This window comes from Micromonospora sp. NPDC000442 (assembly GCF_042898635.1).
Classification (GTDB): domain Bacteria; phylum Actinomycetota; class Actinomycetes; order Mycobacteriales; family Micromonosporaceae; genus Micromonospora.
Window position 1 is genome coordinate 168,565 of record NZ_JBIAYZ010000004.1, and the last position, 17,337, is coordinate 185,901.

General features: G+C 72.8%; 19 protein-coding genes. 15 read left to right on the forward strand and 4 right to left on the reverse strand.

Features of this window, described 5'->3' with window-relative positions; genetic code table 11:
* Window positions 1–19 precede the first annotated feature (19 nt).
* The 3 genes from ACFY2A_RS07820 to ACFY2A_RS07830 all read left to right on the forward strand — a co-directional run bounded on the left by ACFY2A_RS07820 (window position 20) and on the right by ACFY2A_RS07830 (window position 2,972).
* Window positions 20–1,192 carry an acyl-CoA dehydrogenase family protein gene (locus ACFY2A_RS07820; protein WP_387169708.1) on the forward strand — a complete coding sequence of 391 codons (1,173 nt, stop codon included), beginning with the start codon at window positions 20–22 and terminating at the stop codon, window positions 1,190–1,192.
* Between the two features lie 92 nt (window positions 1,193–1,284).
* Window positions 1,285–2,334, forward strand: a complete 1,050-nt coding sequence (locus ACFY2A_RS07825) for a type III polyketide synthase (RefSeq protein WP_387169710.1) — start codon at window positions 1,285–1,287, stop codon at window positions 2,332–2,334.
* A 26-nt stretch (window positions 2,335–2,360) separates the two neighbouring features.
* Window positions 2,361–2,972: a hypothetical protein gene (locus ACFY2A_RS07830; protein WP_387169712.1), complete on the forward strand. Its 612-nt coding sequence runs from the start codon at window positions 2,361–2,363 to the stop codon at window positions 2,970–2,972.
* Window positions 2,973–3,009: 37 nt separating this feature from the next.
* Here the strand turns inward: ACFY2A_RS07830 and ACFY2A_RS07835 are convergent, their stop codons facing one another.
* Window positions 3,010–3,678, reverse strand: a complete 669-nt coding sequence (locus ACFY2A_RS07835; RefSeq protein WP_387169714.1) for a hypothetical protein — start codon at window positions 3,676–3,678, stop codon at window positions 3,010–3,012.
* 372 nt (window positions 3,679–4,050) lie between these two features.
* Here ACFY2A_RS07835 and ACFY2A_RS07840 point away from each other — a divergent pair, with 372 nt between their 5' ends.
* Genes ACFY2A_RS07840 through ACFY2A_RS07855 form a run of 4 tightly spaced genes read left to right on the forward strand, consistent with a single transcriptional unit; the run spans window position 4,051 to window position 7,000 of the window.
* Window positions 4,051–4,536, forward strand: coding sequence for a CarD family transcriptional regulator (locus tag ACFY2A_RS07840; RefSeq protein WP_007073334.1), 486 nt, complete (start codon window positions 4,051–4,053; stop codon window positions 4,534–4,536).
* A gap of 56 nt (window positions 4,537–4,592) precedes the next feature.
* Complete coding sequence (gene ispD / locus ACFY2A_RS07845) at window positions 4,593–5,288, forward strand: 2-C-methyl-D-erythritol 4-phosphate cytidylyltransferase (RefSeq protein ID WP_363917985.1); 696 nt, start codon at window positions 4,593–4,595, stop codon at window positions 5,286–5,288.
* Window positions 5,289–5,304: 16 nt separating this feature from the next.
* Window positions 5,305–5,787, forward strand: coding sequence for a 2-C-methyl-D-erythritol 2,4-cyclodiphosphate synthase (ispF, locus tag ACFY2A_RS07850; protein ID WP_387169716.1), 483 nt, complete (start codon window positions 5,305–5,307; stop codon window positions 5,785–5,787).
* Between the two features lie 10 nt (window positions 5,788–5,797).
* Window positions 5,798–7,000: a tetratricopeptide repeat protein gene (locus tag ACFY2A_RS07855; protein WP_387169718.1), complete on the forward strand. Its 1,203-nt coding sequence runs from the start codon at window positions 5,798–5,800 to the stop codon at window positions 6,998–7,000.
* 43 nt (window positions 7,001–7,043) lie between these two features.
* Here ACFY2A_RS07855 and ACFY2A_RS07860 read toward each other — a convergent pair whose 3' ends face one another.
* A complete protein-coding gene (locus ACFY2A_RS07860; protein ID WP_387169720.1) occupies window positions 7,044–8,240 on the reverse strand; it encodes a homogentisate 1,2-dioxygenase in 1,197 nt (398 codons plus the stop codon).
* An 80-nt stretch (window positions 8,241–8,320) separates the two neighbouring features.
* On the opposite strand from ACFY2A_RS07860, the gene ACFY2A_RS07865 reads away from it, so the two are divergent.
* The 8 genes from ACFY2A_RS07865 to ACFY2A_RS07900 all read left to right on the forward strand — a co-directional run bounded on the left by ACFY2A_RS07865 (window position 8,321) and on the right by ACFY2A_RS07900 (window position 15,217).
* Window positions 8,321–9,187, forward strand: coding sequence for a hypothetical protein (locus ACFY2A_RS07865; RefSeq protein ID WP_387169722.1), 867 nt, complete (start codon window positions 8,321–8,323; stop codon window positions 9,185–9,187).
* Window positions 9,188–9,230: 43 nt separating this feature from the next.
* Window positions 9,231–10,427 carry a fumarylacetoacetase gene (fahA, locus tag ACFY2A_RS07870; RefSeq protein WP_387169724.1) on the forward strand — a complete coding sequence of 399 codons (1,197 nt, stop codon included), beginning with the start codon at window positions 9,231–9,233 and terminating at the stop codon, window positions 10,425–10,427.
* A 174-nt stretch (window positions 10,428–10,601) separates the two neighbouring features.
* Complete coding sequence (locus tag ACFY2A_RS07875; protein WP_387170099.1) at window positions 10,602–10,811, forward strand: DUF397 domain-containing protein; 210 nt, start codon at window positions 10,602–10,604, stop codon at window positions 10,809–10,811.
* Window positions 10,812–10,901: 90 nt separating this feature from the next.
* Window positions 10,902–11,372, forward strand: coding sequence for an SRPBCC family protein (locus ACFY2A_RS07880; RefSeq protein ID WP_387169726.1), 471 nt, complete (start codon window positions 10,902–10,904; stop codon window positions 11,370–11,372).
* A gap of 255 nt (window positions 11,373–11,627) precedes the next feature.
* On the forward strand, window positions 11,628–12,878 hold the full coding sequence (locus ACFY2A_RS07885; protein WP_387169728.1) for a PQQ-binding-like beta-propeller repeat protein: 1,251 nt from the start codon (window positions 11,628–11,630) through the stop codon (window positions 12,876–12,878).
* A 53-nt stretch (window positions 12,879–12,931) separates the two neighbouring features.
* Window positions 12,932–13,465, forward strand: coding sequence for a hypothetical protein (locus ACFY2A_RS07890; protein ID WP_387169730.1), 534 nt, complete (start codon window positions 12,932–12,934; stop codon window positions 13,463–13,465).
* Between the two features lie 59 nt (window positions 13,466–13,524).
* A complete protein-coding gene (locus tag ACFY2A_RS07895) occupies window positions 13,525–14,067 on the forward strand; it encodes a hypothetical protein (protein ID WP_387169732.1) in 543 nt (180 codons plus the stop codon).
* A gap of 229 nt (window positions 14,068–14,296) precedes the next feature.
* Entirely contained in the window at window positions 14,297–15,217 is a 921-nt protein-coding gene (locus ACFY2A_RS07900) for a hypothetical protein (RefSeq protein ID WP_387169734.1), read from the forward strand.
* Between the two features lie 45 nt (window positions 15,218–15,262).
* On the opposite strand, the gene hisC is transcribed toward ACFY2A_RS07900, so the two are convergent.
* Both hisC and ACFY2A_RS07910 read right to left on the reverse strand, forming a co-directional pair.
* Window positions 15,263–16,363, reverse strand: a complete 1,101-nt coding sequence (gene hisC, locus ACFY2A_RS07905) for a histidinol-phosphate transaminase (RefSeq protein ID WP_387169736.1) — start codon at window positions 16,361–16,363, stop codon at window positions 15,263–15,265.
* The gene (locus ACFY2A_RS07910; protein WP_387169738.1) at window positions 16,360–17,328 is read right to left on the reverse strand and encodes an RDD family protein; all 969 of its coding nucleotides are present in this window, start codon (window positions 17,326–17,328) and stop codon (window positions 16,360–16,362) included. Before ACFY2A_RS07910 ends, hisC begins: the two co-directional genes overlap by 4 nt.
* Window positions 17,329–17,337 lie beyond the last annotated feature (9 nt).

Consider the following 17,337-nt stretch of genomic DNA (forward strand, 5'->3'; position numbering starts at 1 on the left):
CGAAGAGGGGGTTCCATCCATGACCGAGCGCAGTGGAGCGCCGGCGGCGGCCCGGCGGCTGGCGCCCCGGCTGGCGGCGCGGGCCGCCACGCACGACCGGGACGGCTCGTTTCCCGTCGACGACTTCACCGACCTGCGAGAGGCGGGGCTGTTCGGGCTGATGGTCCCCGCCGAACTGGGTGGCACCGGTGCCACCTTCGCGGCCTACGCCGCCGTCGCCACCGAACTGGCCCGGGGCAATGGTGCCACCGCGCTGGTGTTCAACATGCACGCCTCGGTCACCGGGGCGCTCGGCGCGGTCACCGAGGAACTGGCCGAGGCGCTCGGCGTACCGGCGGAGGCGCTGGCCGCCCGCGACCGCCTGTTGCGGGCGGCGGCCGACGGGGCGTGGTATGCGGTCGCGATGAGCGAGCGGGGCGCGGGTGCCCGGCTGTCCCAGCTCGCCACGGTCTACGAACCGGTCGACGGCGGCTGGCGGATCAAGGGCAGCAAGACCTTCTGCTCCGGTGCCGGTCACGCCGACGGTTACCTGGTGGCGGCCCGCAGCGCCGCCGACTCGTCGGTGGTCTCGCAGTTCCTGGTTCCGGCGGGGGAGGGCCTCACCGTCGAGCCGACCTGGGACGCCCTCGGCATGCGCGCCACCGCCTCGCACGACCTGCACCTCGACGTGACCGTCGGCACCGACCGGCTGCTCGGCGGGGTCGAGGGGCTGGCCCTGGTGGTGGCCCAGCTCATGCCGCACTGGCTGGTGGCCAGCTACGCGGCCGTCTACGTGGGGGTGGCCCGGGCGGCGATCGACGCGGCCGTGGAACACCTCAACGCCCGGAACCTCGCCGGGCTGCCGGCGGTACGCGCCCGCCTGGGTCGCGCCGACGCCGCCGTGGCGGCGGCGGAGCTGGTGGTCGCCGAGGCGGCTCGACGAGTGGACGAGGCGCCGGGCGACGAGGAGACCAACCGGTGGGTGTGGCGGGCCAAGCTGTTGGCCGGCACCACCGCGGCGGACGTGGCCGCGTCCATGCTGGAGACGGCCGGCACCTCCGCCACCCGGCGGGGTCATCCGCTGGAACGCCTGTACCGCGACGCCCGCTGCGGGTCGCTGCACCCGGCCACCTCGGACGTCTGCGCCGACTGGCTCGGCATCGCCACACTCGGCGGTGACCCGGACCGTGACGGATCGAGTCCTCGTTGGTGAGCGTGAGGGAATGAGCTTGCGAGCCCCGCGGTCGCGAACCGGGGCGGGACTGGCGAGCGTCGGATGTGAGCTTGCGAGAGGAAGGTGGGACCGTGTCCGTACCGGTGATCGCGGGCCTGGGCACGGCCCATCCGCCCTCGGCCGACCAGCAGGAGTTGTGGGAGAAGTTCTTCTCACAGCACTTTTCCGGCTCCACCCGCGCGTTGGCCGAGCGGATCTTCGCGCATTCCGGAGTGACCCGGCGGCAGGCGGCGGTCAACCCGTTGCTTGAGGACGTCTCCGAGTGGCCGACCGAGCGACGGATGCTCCGTTACCAGGTCGAGGCGTTGCCGCTGGGAAAGGAGGCGGTCGGCCGGGCGTTGACCGCCGCCGGGCTGGACGCCCGTGACGTCGGCCTCTTCGTCGTATGCTCGTGCACCGGGTACGCCACTCCCGGGCTGGACATCCTGCTCGCCCGGGATCTGGGCATGGCCGCGACGACCCAGCGGATGTTCGTCGGTCACATGGGCTGCTACGCGGCTCTGCCGGGGTTGGGTGCGGTGGGTGACTTCGTCACCGCGCGGGGGCGTCCCGCGCTGCTGCTCTGCGCCGAGTTGACCAGTTTGCACCTGCAGCCCTCGTCGGCCCGGATGGACACCCAGCAGATCGTTTCCCACGCGCTCTTTTCCGATGCCGCGGTCGCCGCGGTGGTCGTTCCCGGCGGGCGGGGGTACGCCGTGCGTGAGGTCGCCTCGGTGACCGACACCTCCACCGCCGACCACATGACCTGGGAGGTGACCGACACCGGTTTCCGGATGGGGCTGTCGCCGAAGGTGCCGCAGGTGCTGTCGGCGCACGTCCGAGGGCTGGTCGACGAGGTGCTGGCCCGGCACGGCACCCGGCGGTCGGAGGTGGACGGCTGGGCCGTGCACCCGGGTGGTCCACGCATCCTCAACGTGGTGGAGCGGGAGCTGGGGCTGGCGCCGACGGCGTTGGCGGCGTCCCGGGAGACGCTGAACGAGCACGGCAACTGTTCCTCGCCGACAGTGCTGCTGATCCTCGACCGCCTGTTCCGGTCGGCACCGGCACCGCGCCGGGTGGTGATGCTGGCCTTCGGGCCTGGGTTGACCCTCTACGCCGCCCTGCTGGAGCGGCACGCCTGATCATCCAGTAGAGCTACCCTTCTGGTATGGACGTCGATGCCACCCATCGGCTGCGCGGGGCACTGCTGGCCGCCGTCGCGGTGGCGGCGCTGACCCTCGGCGGCTGGTGGTGGCAAATAGCGGCACCGGAGTGGCCGACCGGCGCGGGTCTCGCGCCGGACGGGTCGTCGTCCGTCACGTACTGGCGGGAGGACCCGGTCACCGGCGACACGGTGCCCGAGCTTCCCAATGCCACCTCCTCCGTCCTGGTCGACGCGCGCACCGGTGCGGTGGCCGGAACGCACGACGGGCCGGCGCAGCGCACTGTGACGGGTTCCGCCGGATCGAGCGGCTGGCGGGCGGGCGGGACCGACCTGGTCTGGACCGAGTCGGCGAGGCTCAGCTCCGGCGGGGCGGTTGTCCGGCAGACCCGGATGGAGCGGGGCGAGCGGCACCTGTTGCGCCTGCGCTGCACTGGTCCGGGCGAGCTGCTGGTAGCCGTCAGCGGCGCCCGGTCAGCGGCCCCGATGACGGTGGGCTGCGACGGTGGGCAGGTCATGATGGAACTCGCCGGCACCGGCGCTGCGGCCCGGTTGTCGTTCTCGCCAGCCGGGTCGGAGCCGGTCCAGATCGAGGCCCGGTTGATCGCCTTGAAGTGAGCCGTGGCGACCGTTCCGGCGGTCCGGTCGCGGGGGTTCAGTCGGCGAGTCGGGACAGTGCGGCGTGATGGTCGGCGATCGAGGTGACCTCGGGTACCACAAGCGTGATCCGGCCGGTGCGGTCGGCGAGCAGGGCGGTCACGCCGTCCTGCCTGGCCGGCAGGTGCAGGAAGGCACGTAGTCCTCCGGCCGGATCGGCGAGCGAACGCACCTGTGTCCCCGGCGGTGCTGCCCGTGGCCGGGCCGCGGCCACGGTGACCACGGTCACCCCGGCCGGTGCCGCCGTCGCCGCCTCGGCGACCTGCTCCGGGCAGGCGCAACCGTCCACCAGCAGCACCACCACCGGCAGCAGCCCTCGTAGCGCCACCGGTGACTGCCCGCCGTCGACCAGGTCGAGCGCGGGCAGGGGGCGACCGGTCAGCTGCGCCGGTGCCGGGTCGGGCGTGCTGGCCCCCGGTCCGGTCCGGCCGGCCCTGGGCCAGGTGACGGCGGCCAGGCCGGCGAGGGTGGTCAGGACCGCGACGATCAGCACGATCACCAGTCCGGTGGGCGGACGCCGGCGGCGCTGGTCAGCCGCCCGGCGCAGCTCACGACGGACCTGTTCGGCCTCGTCTGTCAGGGCCGCCAGGTCGTCCGGGATGACCACCCGGCCCCATTCCGGCGGCAGGTCGGGCAGCCCGGGACCATCGGCGTCAGCCTTGCCCATTACGACCCCCTGGAACCTCACGGGTACGCGGACGCGGCACTCCTCAAGCGTCCCGCACCGGGCCGGGTACCGCTACCGCTGCCCGCGTCGGGCTGCGGCGCGATATCATGGAACGGGTGCGTAGCCCTTGATCTCCAGCGGGTGTGTTGCAGGGCCTCGGCGCTTGTTCTCCCGGATCTCAACGTCCACGGCGGCGGTGTCCGGGGGTCATCCCAAGGTTACTCAACGTGTTCGAATCATTGTCTGGATGGTCTGTCAAGCCGAAGAAATACCTCTCACAGGGCCCCTGAGCTGCGCCAACGGTCAGGACAGCGGTGAGACATCGGTGCCTGAGCGTGTTACCCTAGACACAGCGAAAGGGGTTTCGAACCTATGGTTTTCAGTGTCGGCGAGACCGTTGTTTACCCCCACCACGGGGCCGCACTCATCGAGGCAATCGAGACTCGGGTCATCAAGGGCGAGCCCAAGCAGTACCTCGTCCTGAGGGTCGCGCAGGGTGACCTGACGGTCCGGGTACCAGCCGAGAACGCCGAGATCGTGGGTGTGCGCGAGGTGGTTGGCGAAGAGGGCCTCGGCAAGGTCTTCGACGTTCTCCGGGCTCCGCACACCGAGGAGCCGACCAACTGGTCGCGGCGTTACAAGGCGAATTTGGAGAAGCTGGCTTCCGGCAACCCGCTGAAGGTGGCCGAGGTCGTCCGTGACCTGTGGCGTCGCGAGCGGGAGCGGGGGCTGTCCGCGGGCGAGAAGCGCATGCTCGCCAAGGCCCGCGACATTCTGGTCGGCGAGGTCGCGCTGGCCGAGAAGAGCACCAAGGACGAGGCGGAGACGCTGCTCGACAAGGTGCTGACGGAGGCCTAGGCCGCACAGCATCGTCGTACCCGATTCGTAGCGAACAAACCGTCGAGGACCGCGACGTGACCGCGCAGCTCAATCCGTGCGGTGACGTCGCGGTCCTCGTGCCTGCGGCCGGAGCCGGTGTGCGCCTCGGGCCCGGTCGGCCGAAGGCACTGCGGCTGCTGGCCGGTGAACCGTTGCTGGTGCACGCGGTCCGTCGGTTGGCCGAAGCCCCCTCGGTGCACAGCATCGTGGTGGCCGCGCCGGTCGCGGAGGTGGCGGCCGTGGGTGAACTTCTCGCACCGATCGCCCCGGTGACCGTGGTTCCCGGCGGCGCGGAACGGCAGGCGTCGGTGGCCGCCGCGCTCGCCGCGGTACCCGCCGGTCCCGAGATCGTCCTGGTGCACGACGCGGCTCGCGCACTCACCCCGCCCGCGCTTGTGGAATCGGTGGCCGCGGCGGTCCGGGCGGGCCATGACGCGGTGATCCCGGTGCTGCCGGTCGTCGACACGATCAAGGAGGTCGACGCGGACGAGAAGGTGCTCGGCACCGTCGACCGGGCCGCGTTGCGCGCCGTGCAGACCCCCCAGGGATTCCGCCGGGCGGTGCTGACCGCAGCCCACGCCGCTGCCGCCGACGCCCTCACCGACGACGCCGGGCTGGTCGAAAAGCAGGGCGTTTCGGTGCACTGCGTGCCCGGTTCGGAACACGCGCTGAAGATCACCAGGCCGTTCGACCTGGCGCTGGCCGAGCACCTGCTGGCGACCGGACGCTAGCGCGTACCCTCGGCTCATGATCGTTCCTCGGGTGGCCATCGGGACCGACGTGCACGCCTTCGAGGCCGGTCGACCCTGCTGGGTGGCCGGTCTGTACTGGCCGGAGCAGGACGGCCTGGCCGGGCACTCGGACGCGGACGTGGCCGCCCACGCCGCCTGCAACGCGCTGCTCTCCGCGGCCGGTCTCGGTGATCTCGGCGCCAACTTCGGGGTGGGGCAGCCCGAGTGGGCCGGAGCGAGCGGGGTGGCCCTGCTCACCGAGACAGCCCGCCGGGTACGCTCCGCCGGCTTCGCCATCGGCAACGTGTCCGTGCAGGTGGTGGGGAACCGGCCGAAGATCGGCCCACGTCGGGACGAGGCCGAGCAGGTGCTGTCCGAGGCCGTCGGCGCGCCGGTCACCGTCTCCGCCGCCACCACCGACGGCCTGGGCTTCACCGGGCGCGGCGAGGGGCTCGCCGGGATCGCGGTCGCCCTGGTGTACGAGCAGCCGAGCGCCTAGGCTCGCCGCGATGTCCGCCGACGTCCCCACCGACCCGCCCGCCGCCGACGGCTACCTCGAACGCGCCACGCTCCTCGCCGAGCTGGGCCGCTACGACGAGGCGGTGGCCGAACTAGGCTCCGCACTGGCCCTCGACCCGGCCGCCGCCAGCGTGTCGACCATGCTGGCCCGGGTTCACCTGGCCGCCGGCCGACCGACCGAGGCGCTTGCCGCCGCCGAGGCCGCGGTGACCGCCGCGCCGGGACAGGTGCCCCCGCTTGTCGTACGTGGGCTGGCCCTCGGCGACCTCGAACGGTATGCCGAGGCCGCCCGTACCGCCGACGAGATCCTGGCCCTGGGCCCGGCGGACGCGTACGCCCAGCGCAGCGCGGCGGCGATCCTGGCCGGCTCCCGCAACGGCCAGCCGGCGTTGAACGCGGCCTGGCGCGGGGTGGAGCTGGCCCCCGAGGAACCGCAGGGCCACCTGGTGCTGGGTCTGGTCGCGGCCAACATGCGGATGTACGACCTGGCGGAGCGGGCCTACCGGGAGGCGCTGCGGCTGGACCCGCGCCTCGCGGAGACGGGCGACGACGTCGGGGTACTGCGGCTGGAACAGCGCCGGTGGAGCGCTGCGCTGGAGCGACTGGCCGAAGCGGCGGTGGCGAACCTGCCGCCGACCGATCCGCGCCGCGCTGACGAGGTGCGGGACGAATCAACCCGGCCGGACGAGGCCAGCGACGATCAGGACCGGCCGGGTGCCGCCCAGGAGGAGTCGGGTCGGTCGGCACGCGCCGGAGATCCCGAACCGGCCGGGCGTGGTGCAGCCTGGCCGGGACAGCACGGCATCGGGCCGGTCGTCGCACGCCAGCCGGTGCCGGCGGCACTCCGGCAGTTTGTGCTCTGGGGCGCCGGATGGTCGGTGGTTGCCGCCACAGTGGTCGCCTGTTCGACCGCGACCGGCTCCGGGTTCTCCCGACTGCTGGCCGTGGTGGCGGCTGCTGGCGGTGCCATCGTGCTCCGGCAGCACGCGTCCCGGCTGCCCGGCCTGACCCGGACCGTCCTGCCGGTGCTGCGGCGCACCGACCGACCGCTCGCCCTGGCCGTCTACGCTGCCGCCGCCGCGCCGGTGCTGATCCTGCTCTACGCCCTGCTCGGCACCCCGTGGCCGCTGGTCCTGGCCATCGCGATCGCCACCGCCGCCCGGTTGGCGATCGTCGGCCGGCCGGTCGCCTGACCGACGACAGCCCGGCTCCGCACGGTCGCGCCACGGCGCGACCTCAGGGGCGACGGGCCCAGGTCCAGGCGTACCCGTCGTCCTCGCATTCGGCCGCCGCGTCGCAAAGGTCGAGTGGGCGGAAGGTGTCGACCATGACCGCCAGCTCGTCGAAGAAGTCCACCCCGATGGCGCGTTCCGCCGCGCCTGGCTGCGGTCCGTGCGTGAAGCCGGACGGGTGCAGCGAGATGGAGCCCTGCTCGATGCCGGAGCCGCGCCGCGCCTCGTAGTTGCCCCCGGTGTAGAAGAGCATCTCGTCGGAGTCGACGTTGTGGTGGTGGTAGGGCACCGGAATGGCGTCCGGGTGGTAGTCGACCTTGCGGGGGACGAACGAGCAGATCACGAAGTTCGGGCCGGCGAAGGTCTGGTGCACCGGCGGCGGCTGGTGGATCCGGCCGGTGATCGGCTCGAAGTCGTGGATGGAGAACGCCCACGGGTAGAGGTGCCCGTCCCACCCGACCACGTCGAACGGATGGTTGGCGAAAACATGTCGCGTCCAAACAGTGCCGTCACCACCCGCGCGTGCCGCCCGGGACCGGTGGCGGACCAGCACCTCGACGTCGGTGCCCTCGACCAGCAACGGGGCGTCCGGCCCCCGGACGTCGCGCTCGCAGTACGGCGAATGTTCCAGGAACTGACCGCGTACGGAGAGGTAGCGCTTGGGTGGGCCGATGTGCCCGGACGCCTCCACAGCGAGTAGCCGGGTCGGGGTGTCGCCGGTGGGCACCAGGCGGTGCACCGTCGAGGTCGGGATGATCACGTAGTCGCCGGCCACCGCGTCGAGTACGCCGAACGTCGACTCGACCCGCAGCGTGCCCGCCTCGACGTACAGGCAGTGGTCGCCGGTGGCGTCGCGGAACAGCGGCGAGGGGCGGTCGGCCAGGACGTAGGCGATCCGCACGTCGTCGTTGGCGAGCAGGTACCGCCGGCCGAGGACCGGGTCCGCACCGGTTCCGTCGAGTTTGTGGGTACGCAGGTGCCGGGGCTTGAGCGGCAGGTTCGGCATCCGGGTCACGGCCGGCGGGGTGAACTCCTCGGCGGCGACGATCGCGGTCGGGGCGTACCGGTGGTAGAGCAGGGACGAGTCGGAGGAGAAGCCCTCCTGGCCCATCAGCTCCTCGGTGTAGAGGCTGCCGTCCGGCTGCCGGAACTGGGTGTGGCGCTTGCGTGGCAGCTCGCCGACGCTGCGGTAGTACGGCATCTCGCCCTCCCGGTCCGCCGTGCGTCCGATAATCGGACACTGTTGTCCGCTTCTTGAAGCGTCCCGTACATTCTTGTCTCGTGTCAACGCAGCTGCCCACTCTTGTCGCCGGTCTGGTCGACGACGCCGCAGTCTTTCCGCCGGGCAGCGCTCCGCTGCCCGACGCCGTCGGCGCCCACCGGCGGCAACGTGCCGCGTGGTACGCCGACCTGGTCGGCCCGCTGCTGCTACCCGCCTCGGCGATCACGGCGGATGGGCTGAGCGGCCTGGTCGACCCGGCCGAGGGCCTCGCCATCGGGCTGATCGGCGACACCGGCCTCGACCGGCTGCCCTTCGCGCTGTCGCTCCTGCCCCCGCTCGGGGTGACCGCACGACAGGTCGAAGCACCGGTCGCCCGCCGGGGCGAGGACCCGCAACCTGGACTGACCGAGCTGGTGAAGCTCGCCGAGCGGCTGGACGACGTCCCCGTCTACGCGGAGATCCCGCTCACCTTCGGGCTGATGGGCGCCCTGGACGCGCTCGCCGACGCGCGCACCCGCGGGATACCGGTCGCCGCCAAGTTCCGTACCGGCGGACTGGCCGCCGAACTGTTCCCGAACCCCGCCGAGCTGGCCGCGGTGATCTGCGCCTGCCGGGACCGGGACCTGCCGTTCAAGCTGACCGCCGGGCTGCACCATGCGGTGCGGCACGTGGACCCGGAGACCGGCTTCACCCACCACGGGTTCGGCAACGTGCTCGCCGCGACCCTGGCCGCCGCCGACGGCGCGACCGTCGGTGCTGTCGCCGAGCTGCTCACCGTCCGCGACGAGCGACCGCTGGTGCAGACGGTCGACGGCCGGCACGACTCGGCGCGCCCGCTGTGGGTGGGGTTCGGGTCGTGCAGCATCGTGGAACCACTTACCGATCTGATCCGGCTTGGGCTGGTGAACGGAGGCTTCGAAGCATGAGCGAGCGTCAGCGCGGCGGCGCGGAGCGACGCGGAGGGCCGGCATGAGCTGGGTTCCGGGTGTGGCGGGTTCCGGGTACGGGGTGCACCATCTGCCGTACGGGGTGTTCCGGGTGGGCGACGGCGAGCCGCGCATCGGCGTCCGCGTCGGCGACCTGGTGCTGGACCTGGCCGGGGCGGAGGCCGCCGAGCTGGTGCTGGCCGGCGGGGCGCTGCGCAGGCCGACGCTCAACGCGTTCCTGGCGCTGGGGCGGCCGCAGTGGACCGCGGTGCGGGACCGGATCACCGAGCTGCTCACCGAGCCGACGCACCGGGCGGCGGTGGAGCCACTGCTGGTGCCCGTCGACGAGGTGCGGATGGAGTTGCCCTTCGAGGTCGCCGACTACGTCGACTTCTACTCCTCGGAACACCACGCGTCGAACGTCGGCCTGATCTTCCGCCCCGGGCAGCCTCCGCTGCTGCCGAACTGGAAACACCTGCCGATCGGCTATCACGGCCGGGCCGGCACGGTGGTGGTCTCCGGCACCCCGGTGGTGCGTCCGCAGGGCCAACGCCCCAGCTCGGATGGGCCGACGTTCGGCCCGTCAGCGCGCCTGGACATCGAGGCCGAGGTCGGGTTCGTGGTCGGCGTACCGAGCCCGCTCGGCCGGCCGGTGGCCGCCACCGATTTCGCCGATCACGTCTTCGGTGTGGTGCTGGTCAACGACTGGTCGGCGCGGGACATCCAGGCATGGGAGTACCAGCCGCTCGGGCCGTTCCTGGGCAAGTCGTTCGCCACCTCGATCGCCGCCTGGGTCACTCCGCTCGACGCGCTGCGGCACGCGTTCGTCGCGGGCCCGGCGCAGGATCCGCCGGTGGCCGAGTACCTGCGTGACGAGCCGCACCTGGGACTGGACCTACAGCTGCGGGTGGTCTGGAACGGGGAGCCGGTCAGCGAGCCGCCCTTCGCCGGCATGTACTGGACCCCGGCTCAGCAACTGGCGCACCTGACCGTCAACGGTGCCTCGCTACGCACCGGCGACCTCTACGCCTCCGGAACCGTCTCCGGCCCGCGGCGCGACCAGGTCGGCTCGTTCCTGGAACTCAGCTGGGGCGGCACCGAGCCGGTCACCGTGGGCGGGACGGAACGCACCTTCCTGGCCGACGGTGACACAGTGACGATCACCGCGACCGCACCCGGCCCGGACGACACCACCCTCACGTTGGGCGAGGTCACGGGCACCGTCCTGGCGTCGAACTGACCTGAACCCGACAGCTGTCCTTGATCGCACAGCGGGTGCGATCGAGGACCGTCACCGCCTTCGTTGATCGCCTCGGAATTCCGTCGCCATGCCGCGCCGGGCCGGCCGGTGCTCCCCTTTCCGGTCGGCCCGGCCCCGGCTGGCGGAACGTCGAAACTGAGGGAGATGACGACGATGCACGATCTCGTGGACGCGGTCTGGCGGACCAGCAGCCGTTCCAACGACCAGGGCCTCTGCGTGGAGGTGGCCGACAATCTGGCCGCTGTCCACGGTGTGGTGGGCATCCGCGACTCGAAGGACCAGGACGGACCGGTGCTCGTGGTGAGCCCACCGGGCTGGACCGCATTCGTCGACGCGATCCGGGACGGCCGGTTCGTCGGCTGATGCCCGCAGGGGGTCTCCGGTGGGGGATTCTCCGCTCGGGGACCCCGCGCCACGCTCACGCCGCGTACCGTCGGTGCCACGGGAGGTGGCATGTCGACCGTTGCGGTAAACGGGTTGGTCGCGGCATCCGCGGCCGATCTGTGGCGGGTGCTCACCGACCTGTCCCGGTCCAGGTGCAGCGATCGGCCCGTGCAACTGCTGACGCCGGGAACGTTCGGCCCGGGTACGAGCTGGCGGGAGATCCGAACGCGACCGGGCGGCGGCACGGTGGCCGAGGAGTTTGTCGTGTTGGCCGCCGAGCCGCCCCGGCGGCTGATCCTCGGCTCGCCCGGTGACGGTGTGGACTACCGGATCATCTGGGCGCTACGGGAGGTCCGCAGTCGCGGGCGTCGCCACACCTCGGTGACGGTGACGGTGCGGGCTCAGCCGGCTGCGACAACCAGCCGGGCGCTGGCACTGCTGCTCGGCGGGTTGGCAGTGCGAGCTGCGGAAAAGGTACTGCGGCAGGACATAGCCGCCCTGGCCGCCGCGGCCGGTGCCCGCCACGCCGAAGTCGCCTGACCCAGCCCTCGTCGCCCGTCTTCCCGCTCTACGCCCCGGGGCCCGAGCGATGTTTTCGCGAGTTGCGGCGAACAGCGGCATCACGCCCATCGCGAGGCCGCGGCATGCCGCATGTCGGGACGGGCCGGCGGCGAGTCCGGGCTCGGCGGGCTCGGCGGGCGAGTGCGGCTCGGCGGGCTTGGTGGGCGGGTTTGGCGGGGCGGCTCGGGGGCGGGCCCGGAGGCGGCTGGGTAGGGTGCCGTGCGGAGGTGCGGCATGGGGTGGGCGGCGGGTCGGCGGCGGTTCGTGGCGGCGGTGGCGGCGGTGGGTGTCGCCGCGACGGTCGGGGTCGTCGCGTACCGGGTCCTGGCGCCGGCAGAGGTGAGCACCTTCGCCCGGGACGACTACCCGGCGCGGAGCATGCCGGCCCCCGGGGTGACCGGCCGCCTGCCGGTTGCTCCGCTGATCGTCGACGGTCGGCTGCGGGTGTACGCCGCGCCTCGGCAGGTCTACGCCGACCAACCGGTCGACAGCCGCAGCCGACGCACCCCGCACTGGTCCTTCCGGCGCTGGCCGGCGAGCCTGGACGCGGTGGTGGCGAGCGGGACGACGGTGGTGAGCCGGTGGTCGGACGGCCAGCTCGTGGCGCTCGACGCACGTACCGGTCGGGTCGTCTGGCGGGCGGACGGGCCGGAGCCGGCGTCGGAGCGTACGGCGCGGCGTACCGGCACGGCCGTCGTCTGGCGGCCGAGCGGACTCGCGGTGAGCCGGACCTTCGACGGCCGCCGCGTGGTTGTCAGTTCCGGCGACAGTGAGGTCCGGGCGGTCGACCTGACCGATGGCGGGCAGCTGTGGCGAGCCGCGATCGGTGCCGGCTGCCACCAGCCGGTGGGCACCAGTGCCAGGGGCCAGCTGCTCAGCGTGGACAGCTGCGACGGGCCGACGGTGATCGAGTTCCGTGATCCGGCCACCGGGATCGTGCAGGTCCGGTGGCGACCGCCGGATGCCGGTGACGAGCTGTCGGCGACGCTGATCGGCTGCGCGCCGGGCGGCGCCGGGTGTGCCGCGCTGCGGACGTCAGGGCCGGGCGACGCGTCCGCCCGAGGCTGGTTGCTCGGCTCAGGGGAGCCGATCCCGTCAACGGCTCTGGACGACCCGGGTGTCGAGCTGGTCGACGAGACAACGGTCGGCATGGTGGACGGGGCGCTGGTCGGCCGCTCTGCGACGGACGACAGGCAACGCTGGCGGGTCGAGGTCGGCCCGGGCCGGGTGATCGCCGTTCAACCGGGCCGGGTGCACGTGCTGACCGAGGGAAACGAACTCGTCACGCTGGACCCGGCCACGGGCGCGCAGCGGTCGCGGTTCGTGCTGAACATCGGGTCCGACGGCATCGGCTGGGCGCCGGGCGACGCGTACGCGGCCGACGGGTACGTGGCGGTGGAGCGGCTTCGCCGCCCGGTCGACCCGGACGGGGACGACCAGCGCTACTACCTGACCGCCGAGCCGTTGATCATCGCCGCCACCTGAAGGTACGCCACAAAAAGCGTTAAATCGGACATAAGTAGCCTATAGTCACACGGGTGCGACTGCTTGCGGCCCTGCTGGGGGCGACCCTCGTTCTTCCGGCCACTCCGCCGGTCGACGCTGCGCCGTCTGGTCGGGGCGTCGTGTCGGCCCTCACGGAGGGGGTGGACATCACCGCGCCGGCGTCGGTCAACCTGGGGACCGGCTTCACGGGCGGCACGCTTACCGGCCAACTCGGCCCGGTGCAGGTCAATGACGTACGGGGTCCGGTGAATCCCAACGCTTGGATCGCGACCGTCTCGGCCACCGTCTTTGTCACCGGTGGTGGTGGGCCGCAGCGGACCATCGCCAACGGGCAGGTCTCCTACTGGTCCGGCCCGGCCACCCGGAGCACCGGTGGCGGCACCCTGGTGCCCGGACAGCCGACCCAGGCCCAGGCCGTCACGCTCAACGTGCCCCGGGAGGCCTTTCGGAAAATCTCGGGCAACGGCAACAACGAGGTCCGCTGGGTGCCGACCATCCGCGTCGCCATTCCGTCCAGCGTTGTGGCGGGCGTCTACACCGGGACGATCACGCACTCCGTCGCCTAAAGGGTGATATGTCCAAAAGATGCCCTCTACAGCCTACACGCGAATTTAGCGTCGACGACATGAAGAAGCCACTGCTTGCCCTGACCGTCGCTGCGGCCGCCGTGGTGGCCCTGGCGACACCGGCCGCCGCCTCGCCGACCGACGACACCATCGTCACCTTCACCGTTGGCACCGCCAATCTGGACGTCTTCGCGCCGCCCTCGGTGAACCTCGGATCCACCTTCGCCGACACCTTCGTCGAGGGGCAGATCGGGCCGGTACAGGTGGTCGACCAGCGGGCCGCCCTGACCGCCACCTGGACGACGACGGTGAGCATCACCGAGTTCGTCACCGGTGGCGGTGGTGCGGCCGAACTGATCGCCCCCAGCCAGGTCGAGTACTGGTCCGGGCCGGCCACCTCCACCACCGGCCTCGGCACCTTCGTTCCCGGTCAACCGACGGCTGCCGACCGGGTGACCCTTGCCGTGCCTCGGACCGCCTTCTCGAAGACCTCCGGTAGCGGCAACAACTCGGCCACCTGGGATCCGGGCCTGCGGGTCAACGTGCCGCCGACCGCCGTGGCCGGCACCTACAGTGCGACGGTGACCCATTCGGTGGCGTGACGCGGCCCGCCCCGCCGGTCTGGCCGTGACTCTCCTGGTCACGGCCGGGGCGACGGCACCCTCCTTCGCGGCATCGGTCGAGCGGCATGGTGGCCCGGCTGTCGCGTCCGTCCGCCAGGTCGAGCCCGCCGGATCCACCGTGCGGGCGGCACCTGTCGCCGAGCCGGCGGCGGCAGAGCCGCGCCGGGAGGACCGGGCACCCAAACCGTCCCATCGACCGAGTGCGAGCGTGAGCCCGGTCGGCCCGGCCCCAGCGGTCGGCATCCGGTTGCTCGACGCGCCGGTCGACCGACGCGACGACAGCCGGGCACACAAGTACATCGTGGACCACGTCCGGCCCGGCACCGAATTCGAGCGTCGGGTGATGGTCCAGAACCGCGGCGAGTCCCGCAGCCCGGTCGCGCTGTACGCCGCCGCCGCCGACGTCGACAACCAGGGCTTCGTTTTCGCGCCCGGGCGCACCGAGAACGAGCTGAGCAGCTGGGTCACGGTGAACCGGCCGGAACTGGACCTGAATCCCGACGAGCAGGCCGAGGTGCTGGTGACCATCGCGGTGCCCCGCAACGCCGAGGCCGGCGAACGGTACGCGGTGGTCTGGGCCGAGGTCTCCGGCGCTGACGGGCAGAACCTGCGCAGCGTCGGTCGGGTCGGCATCCGGATCTACCTCTCGGTGGGTCCGGGCGGGGAACCGCCGTCCGGCTTCGAGATCGGGCCGCTGACCGGCCTCCGGGAGGCCGACGGCACGCCGGTGGTGACGACCGAGGTGCGCAACACCGGGAAGCGGGCGCTCGACCTGGCCGGGGAACTCCGGCTCACGGGCGGGCCGGGCGGCCTGTCCAGCGATCCCGTACGGGTCGAGGCTGCGACGCTGCCCCTGGGCGGTAGCACCACCGTCCGGGTCGCGCTGGATCGCCGCCTGCCGGACGGAACCTGGTCGGCGAAGCTCGACCTGGCCAGCGGCTGGACGAAGCGCAGTGCCAGCGGCACGGTCAGCTTCGGGGGCCAGACCGTCCCGGCGGCGGCCAGCGCCGGCCGGTCGAGCACGGTGCTGGCCGGCGGACTGGTCGCCTCGGGACTGGTGCTGGCGCTGCTGTTCGGCCTCGCGTACCGGCGGCGGTCGCAGCAGCGGGAGCCGGTGCCGCAGGGGTAGGAGACTTCCGGGCCGGTCCGCTCGGGGATGGCGGACCGGCCCGGTTCAGCTCAGTGCGGCCTCGGCCGCCGTCAGGAAGGCGTCGTTCTCGGCCGGCGTGCCGATGGTGACCCGCACCCCGTCGCCGGGGAACGGGCGCACGATCACGCCCCGCGACTCGCACGCCTTGCCGAACTCCACCGACCGGTCGCCCAGCGGCAGCCAGACGAAGTTCGCCTGGCTGGCCGGCACGCCGGGGACGAGCTTGGTCAACGCCTCGCCGACGCGCTCGCGTTCGGCCACCACCAGCGCGCACCGCCGGCCTACCTCATCGGCCTGGGCCAGCGCGGCCAGCGCGCCCGCCTGGGCGGCCATGCTTGTGGAGAACGGCGTGACGACCTTGCGGACCGCCGCCGCCACCTGCGGCTGCGCGACCAGGAAGCCGATCCGCAGACCGGCCAGCCCCCACGCCTTGGAGAGGGTGCGCAGCACCGCCACGTTCGGCCGGTCGGCGTAGCTCAGCCCGTCCGGCACCTCCGGGTCGGTGACGAACTCGCGGTACGCCTCGTCGATCACCACAAGCACGTCGTCCGGTACGGCGTCGAGGAAGCGGTCCAACTCGGCCCGGCGTACCGCGGTGCCGGTCGGATTGTTGGGGTTGCAGACCAGGATCATCCGGGTGCGGTCGGTCACCGCCGCGGCCATCGCCGCTAGGTCGTGCCCGTGCCCGGCGTCGTTGGGCACCTGCACGCTTGTCGCGCCGCTGGTCGCCGCGATGATCGGGTACGCCTCGAACGAGCGCCACGAGTAGACGAGTTCGTCGCCGGGCAGGCAGGTGGCGCGTACCAGGTGTTCGGCCAGCGCCACCGAGCCGCAGCCGGTCGCCACCCGGTCGGCGTCCACCCCGTACCGCTCGGCGAGCGCCTGGCGGAGCGCGACGACGCCCATGTCCGGGTAGCGGTGCACGCCGGCGACGGCCTCGGCGACCGCCTCCACCACGCCGGGCAGCGGGCCGTACGGGACCTCGTTGCTGGCCAGTTTGATGGCCTCGGGCAGGCCCAGCTCACGAGCCAGGTCGGCCGGGCTGCGTCCGGGCACGTAGTTGGGCAGCGCGTCCAGGTCGGCGCGGGTCAGCCGCACCACCGCCTGGTGTCGTCCGTCGGTCATGGGGTCTCTCCCGGGGGGTTGGCGCGGTCGTCGGGGGTACGCGGCAGCTGGACCACCACGGTCTGCGCCCGCTTGTCGTGCAGCGCCTGCCGTAGCGGATGGTCGAACAGCGGTGAGAGCGCGTCGATCAGTTGGAGCAGCAGGCCGAGGCCGCAGCAGTACCAGAGCAGCGTGGGCAGGCCGAGGGTGTTCCAGCGGCGCAGCGCGCGGCCGAAGCCCAGCGGTGCGTCCGCCTCGACCGGCACCGCCCGGACGCGCAGCAGTCGCTTGCCGAAGGTCTGCCCGCGGGCGGCCATCGACGGCACCTCGTACGCCAGCCAGAGCGAGGTGGCGATGAGCAGGATCGTCACCACCAGCGCGCCGGCCTGGTCGCCGGCGGCGGGCAGCGGGTCGGTGGTGCGGTCCTGGTCCTGCACCCGACGCCAGAACTCGTTCAGCGGTGCCGAGAGTTCCTGGAGGTAGCGCCAGACGAACCAGCCGTTGACCAGGGCGTTGAGCAGGAGGACGACGCCGAAGTCGATCAGCCGGGCAGCCAGCCGGGCACCGAACGAGGCGAGCGGCATCCCGTGCGGACGAGGTGCCGGTGGACGCCCGGGCCAGGTCGGGTACGGCCAGCCGGGCGGCGGCCCCTGCGGGCTGTCACCTGTCGGCCAGGTCGGCGGTGTGCCCGGCGGCCCCTGACCGACAGGCCAGCCCGGTGGCGTTCCGCCGCCCGGCTGCCCTGTCGGCGGGCCTTGTGGCCAGGTGGCCGGCGGGGTGCCGCCGGGGGGCAGGTCGGCTGCGGGCGGTGCCGAGGCGGACGCCGGCGTGGTGGGCTCCGGTGTCGGCTCGGGCTCGGGCGGGGGTGGGCCCTCGGGTGGGGTGGCGTCGACCGGGATGGGCGCGCCGATCCAGCCCTCGCCGTCCCAGTACCTACGGGTCTCCGGGTCGGCGGGGTCGACGTACCAACCGGGTGCCACGCTCACGTCGCGGCC

Coding starts and splice junctions, on each gene's coding strand:
- ACFY2A_RS07820 (WP_387169708.1), top strand. CDS start 20: ATGACCGAGCGCAGTGGAGCGCCGGCGGCGGCCCGGCGGCTGGCGCCC.
- ACFY2A_RS07830 (WP_387169712.1), top strand. CDS start 2,361: ATGGACGTCGATGCCACCCATCGGCTGCGCGGGGCACTGCTGGCCGCC.
- ACFY2A_RS07835 (WP_387169714.1), bottom strand. CDS start 3,678: ATGGGCAAGGCTGACGCCGATGGTCCCGGGCTGCCCGACCTGCCGCCG.
- ACFY2A_RS07840 (WP_007073334.1), top strand. CDS start 4,051: ATGGTTTTCAGTGTCGGCGAGACCGTTGTTTACCCCCACCACGGGGCC.
- ispF (WP_387169716.1), top strand. CDS start 5,305: ATGATCGTTCCTCGGGTGGCCATCGGGACCGACGTGCACGCCTTCGAG.
- ACFY2A_RS07855 (WP_387169718.1), top strand. CDS start 5,798: ATGTCCGCCGACGTCCCCACCGACCCGCCCGCCGCCGACGGCTACCTC.
- ACFY2A_RS07860 (WP_387169720.1), bottom strand. CDS start 8,240: ATGCCGTACTACCGCAGCGTCGGCGAGCTGCCACGCAAGCGCCACACC.
- fahA (WP_387169724.1), top strand. CDS start 9,231: ATGAGCTGGGTTCCGGGTGTGGCGGGTTCCGGGTACGGGGTGCACCAT.
- ACFY2A_RS07875 (WP_387170099.1), top strand. CDS start 10,602: ATGCACGATCTCGTGGACGCGGTCTGGCGGACCAGCAGCCGTTCCAAC.
- ACFY2A_RS07880 (WP_387169726.1), top strand. CDS start 10,902: ATGTCGACCGTTGCGGTAAACGGGTTGGTCGCGGCATCCGCGGCCGAT.
- ACFY2A_RS07885 (WP_387169728.1), top strand. CDS start 11,628: ATGGGGTGGGCGGCGGGTCGGCGGCGGTTCGTGGCGGCGGTGGCGGCG.
- ACFY2A_RS07895 (WP_387169732.1), top strand. CDS start 13,525: ATGAAGAAGCCACTGCTTGCCCTGACCGTCGCTGCGGCCGCCGTGGTG.
- hisC (WP_387169736.1), bottom strand. CDS start 16,363: ATGACCGACGGACGACACCAGGCGGTGGTGCGGCTGACCCGCGCCGAC.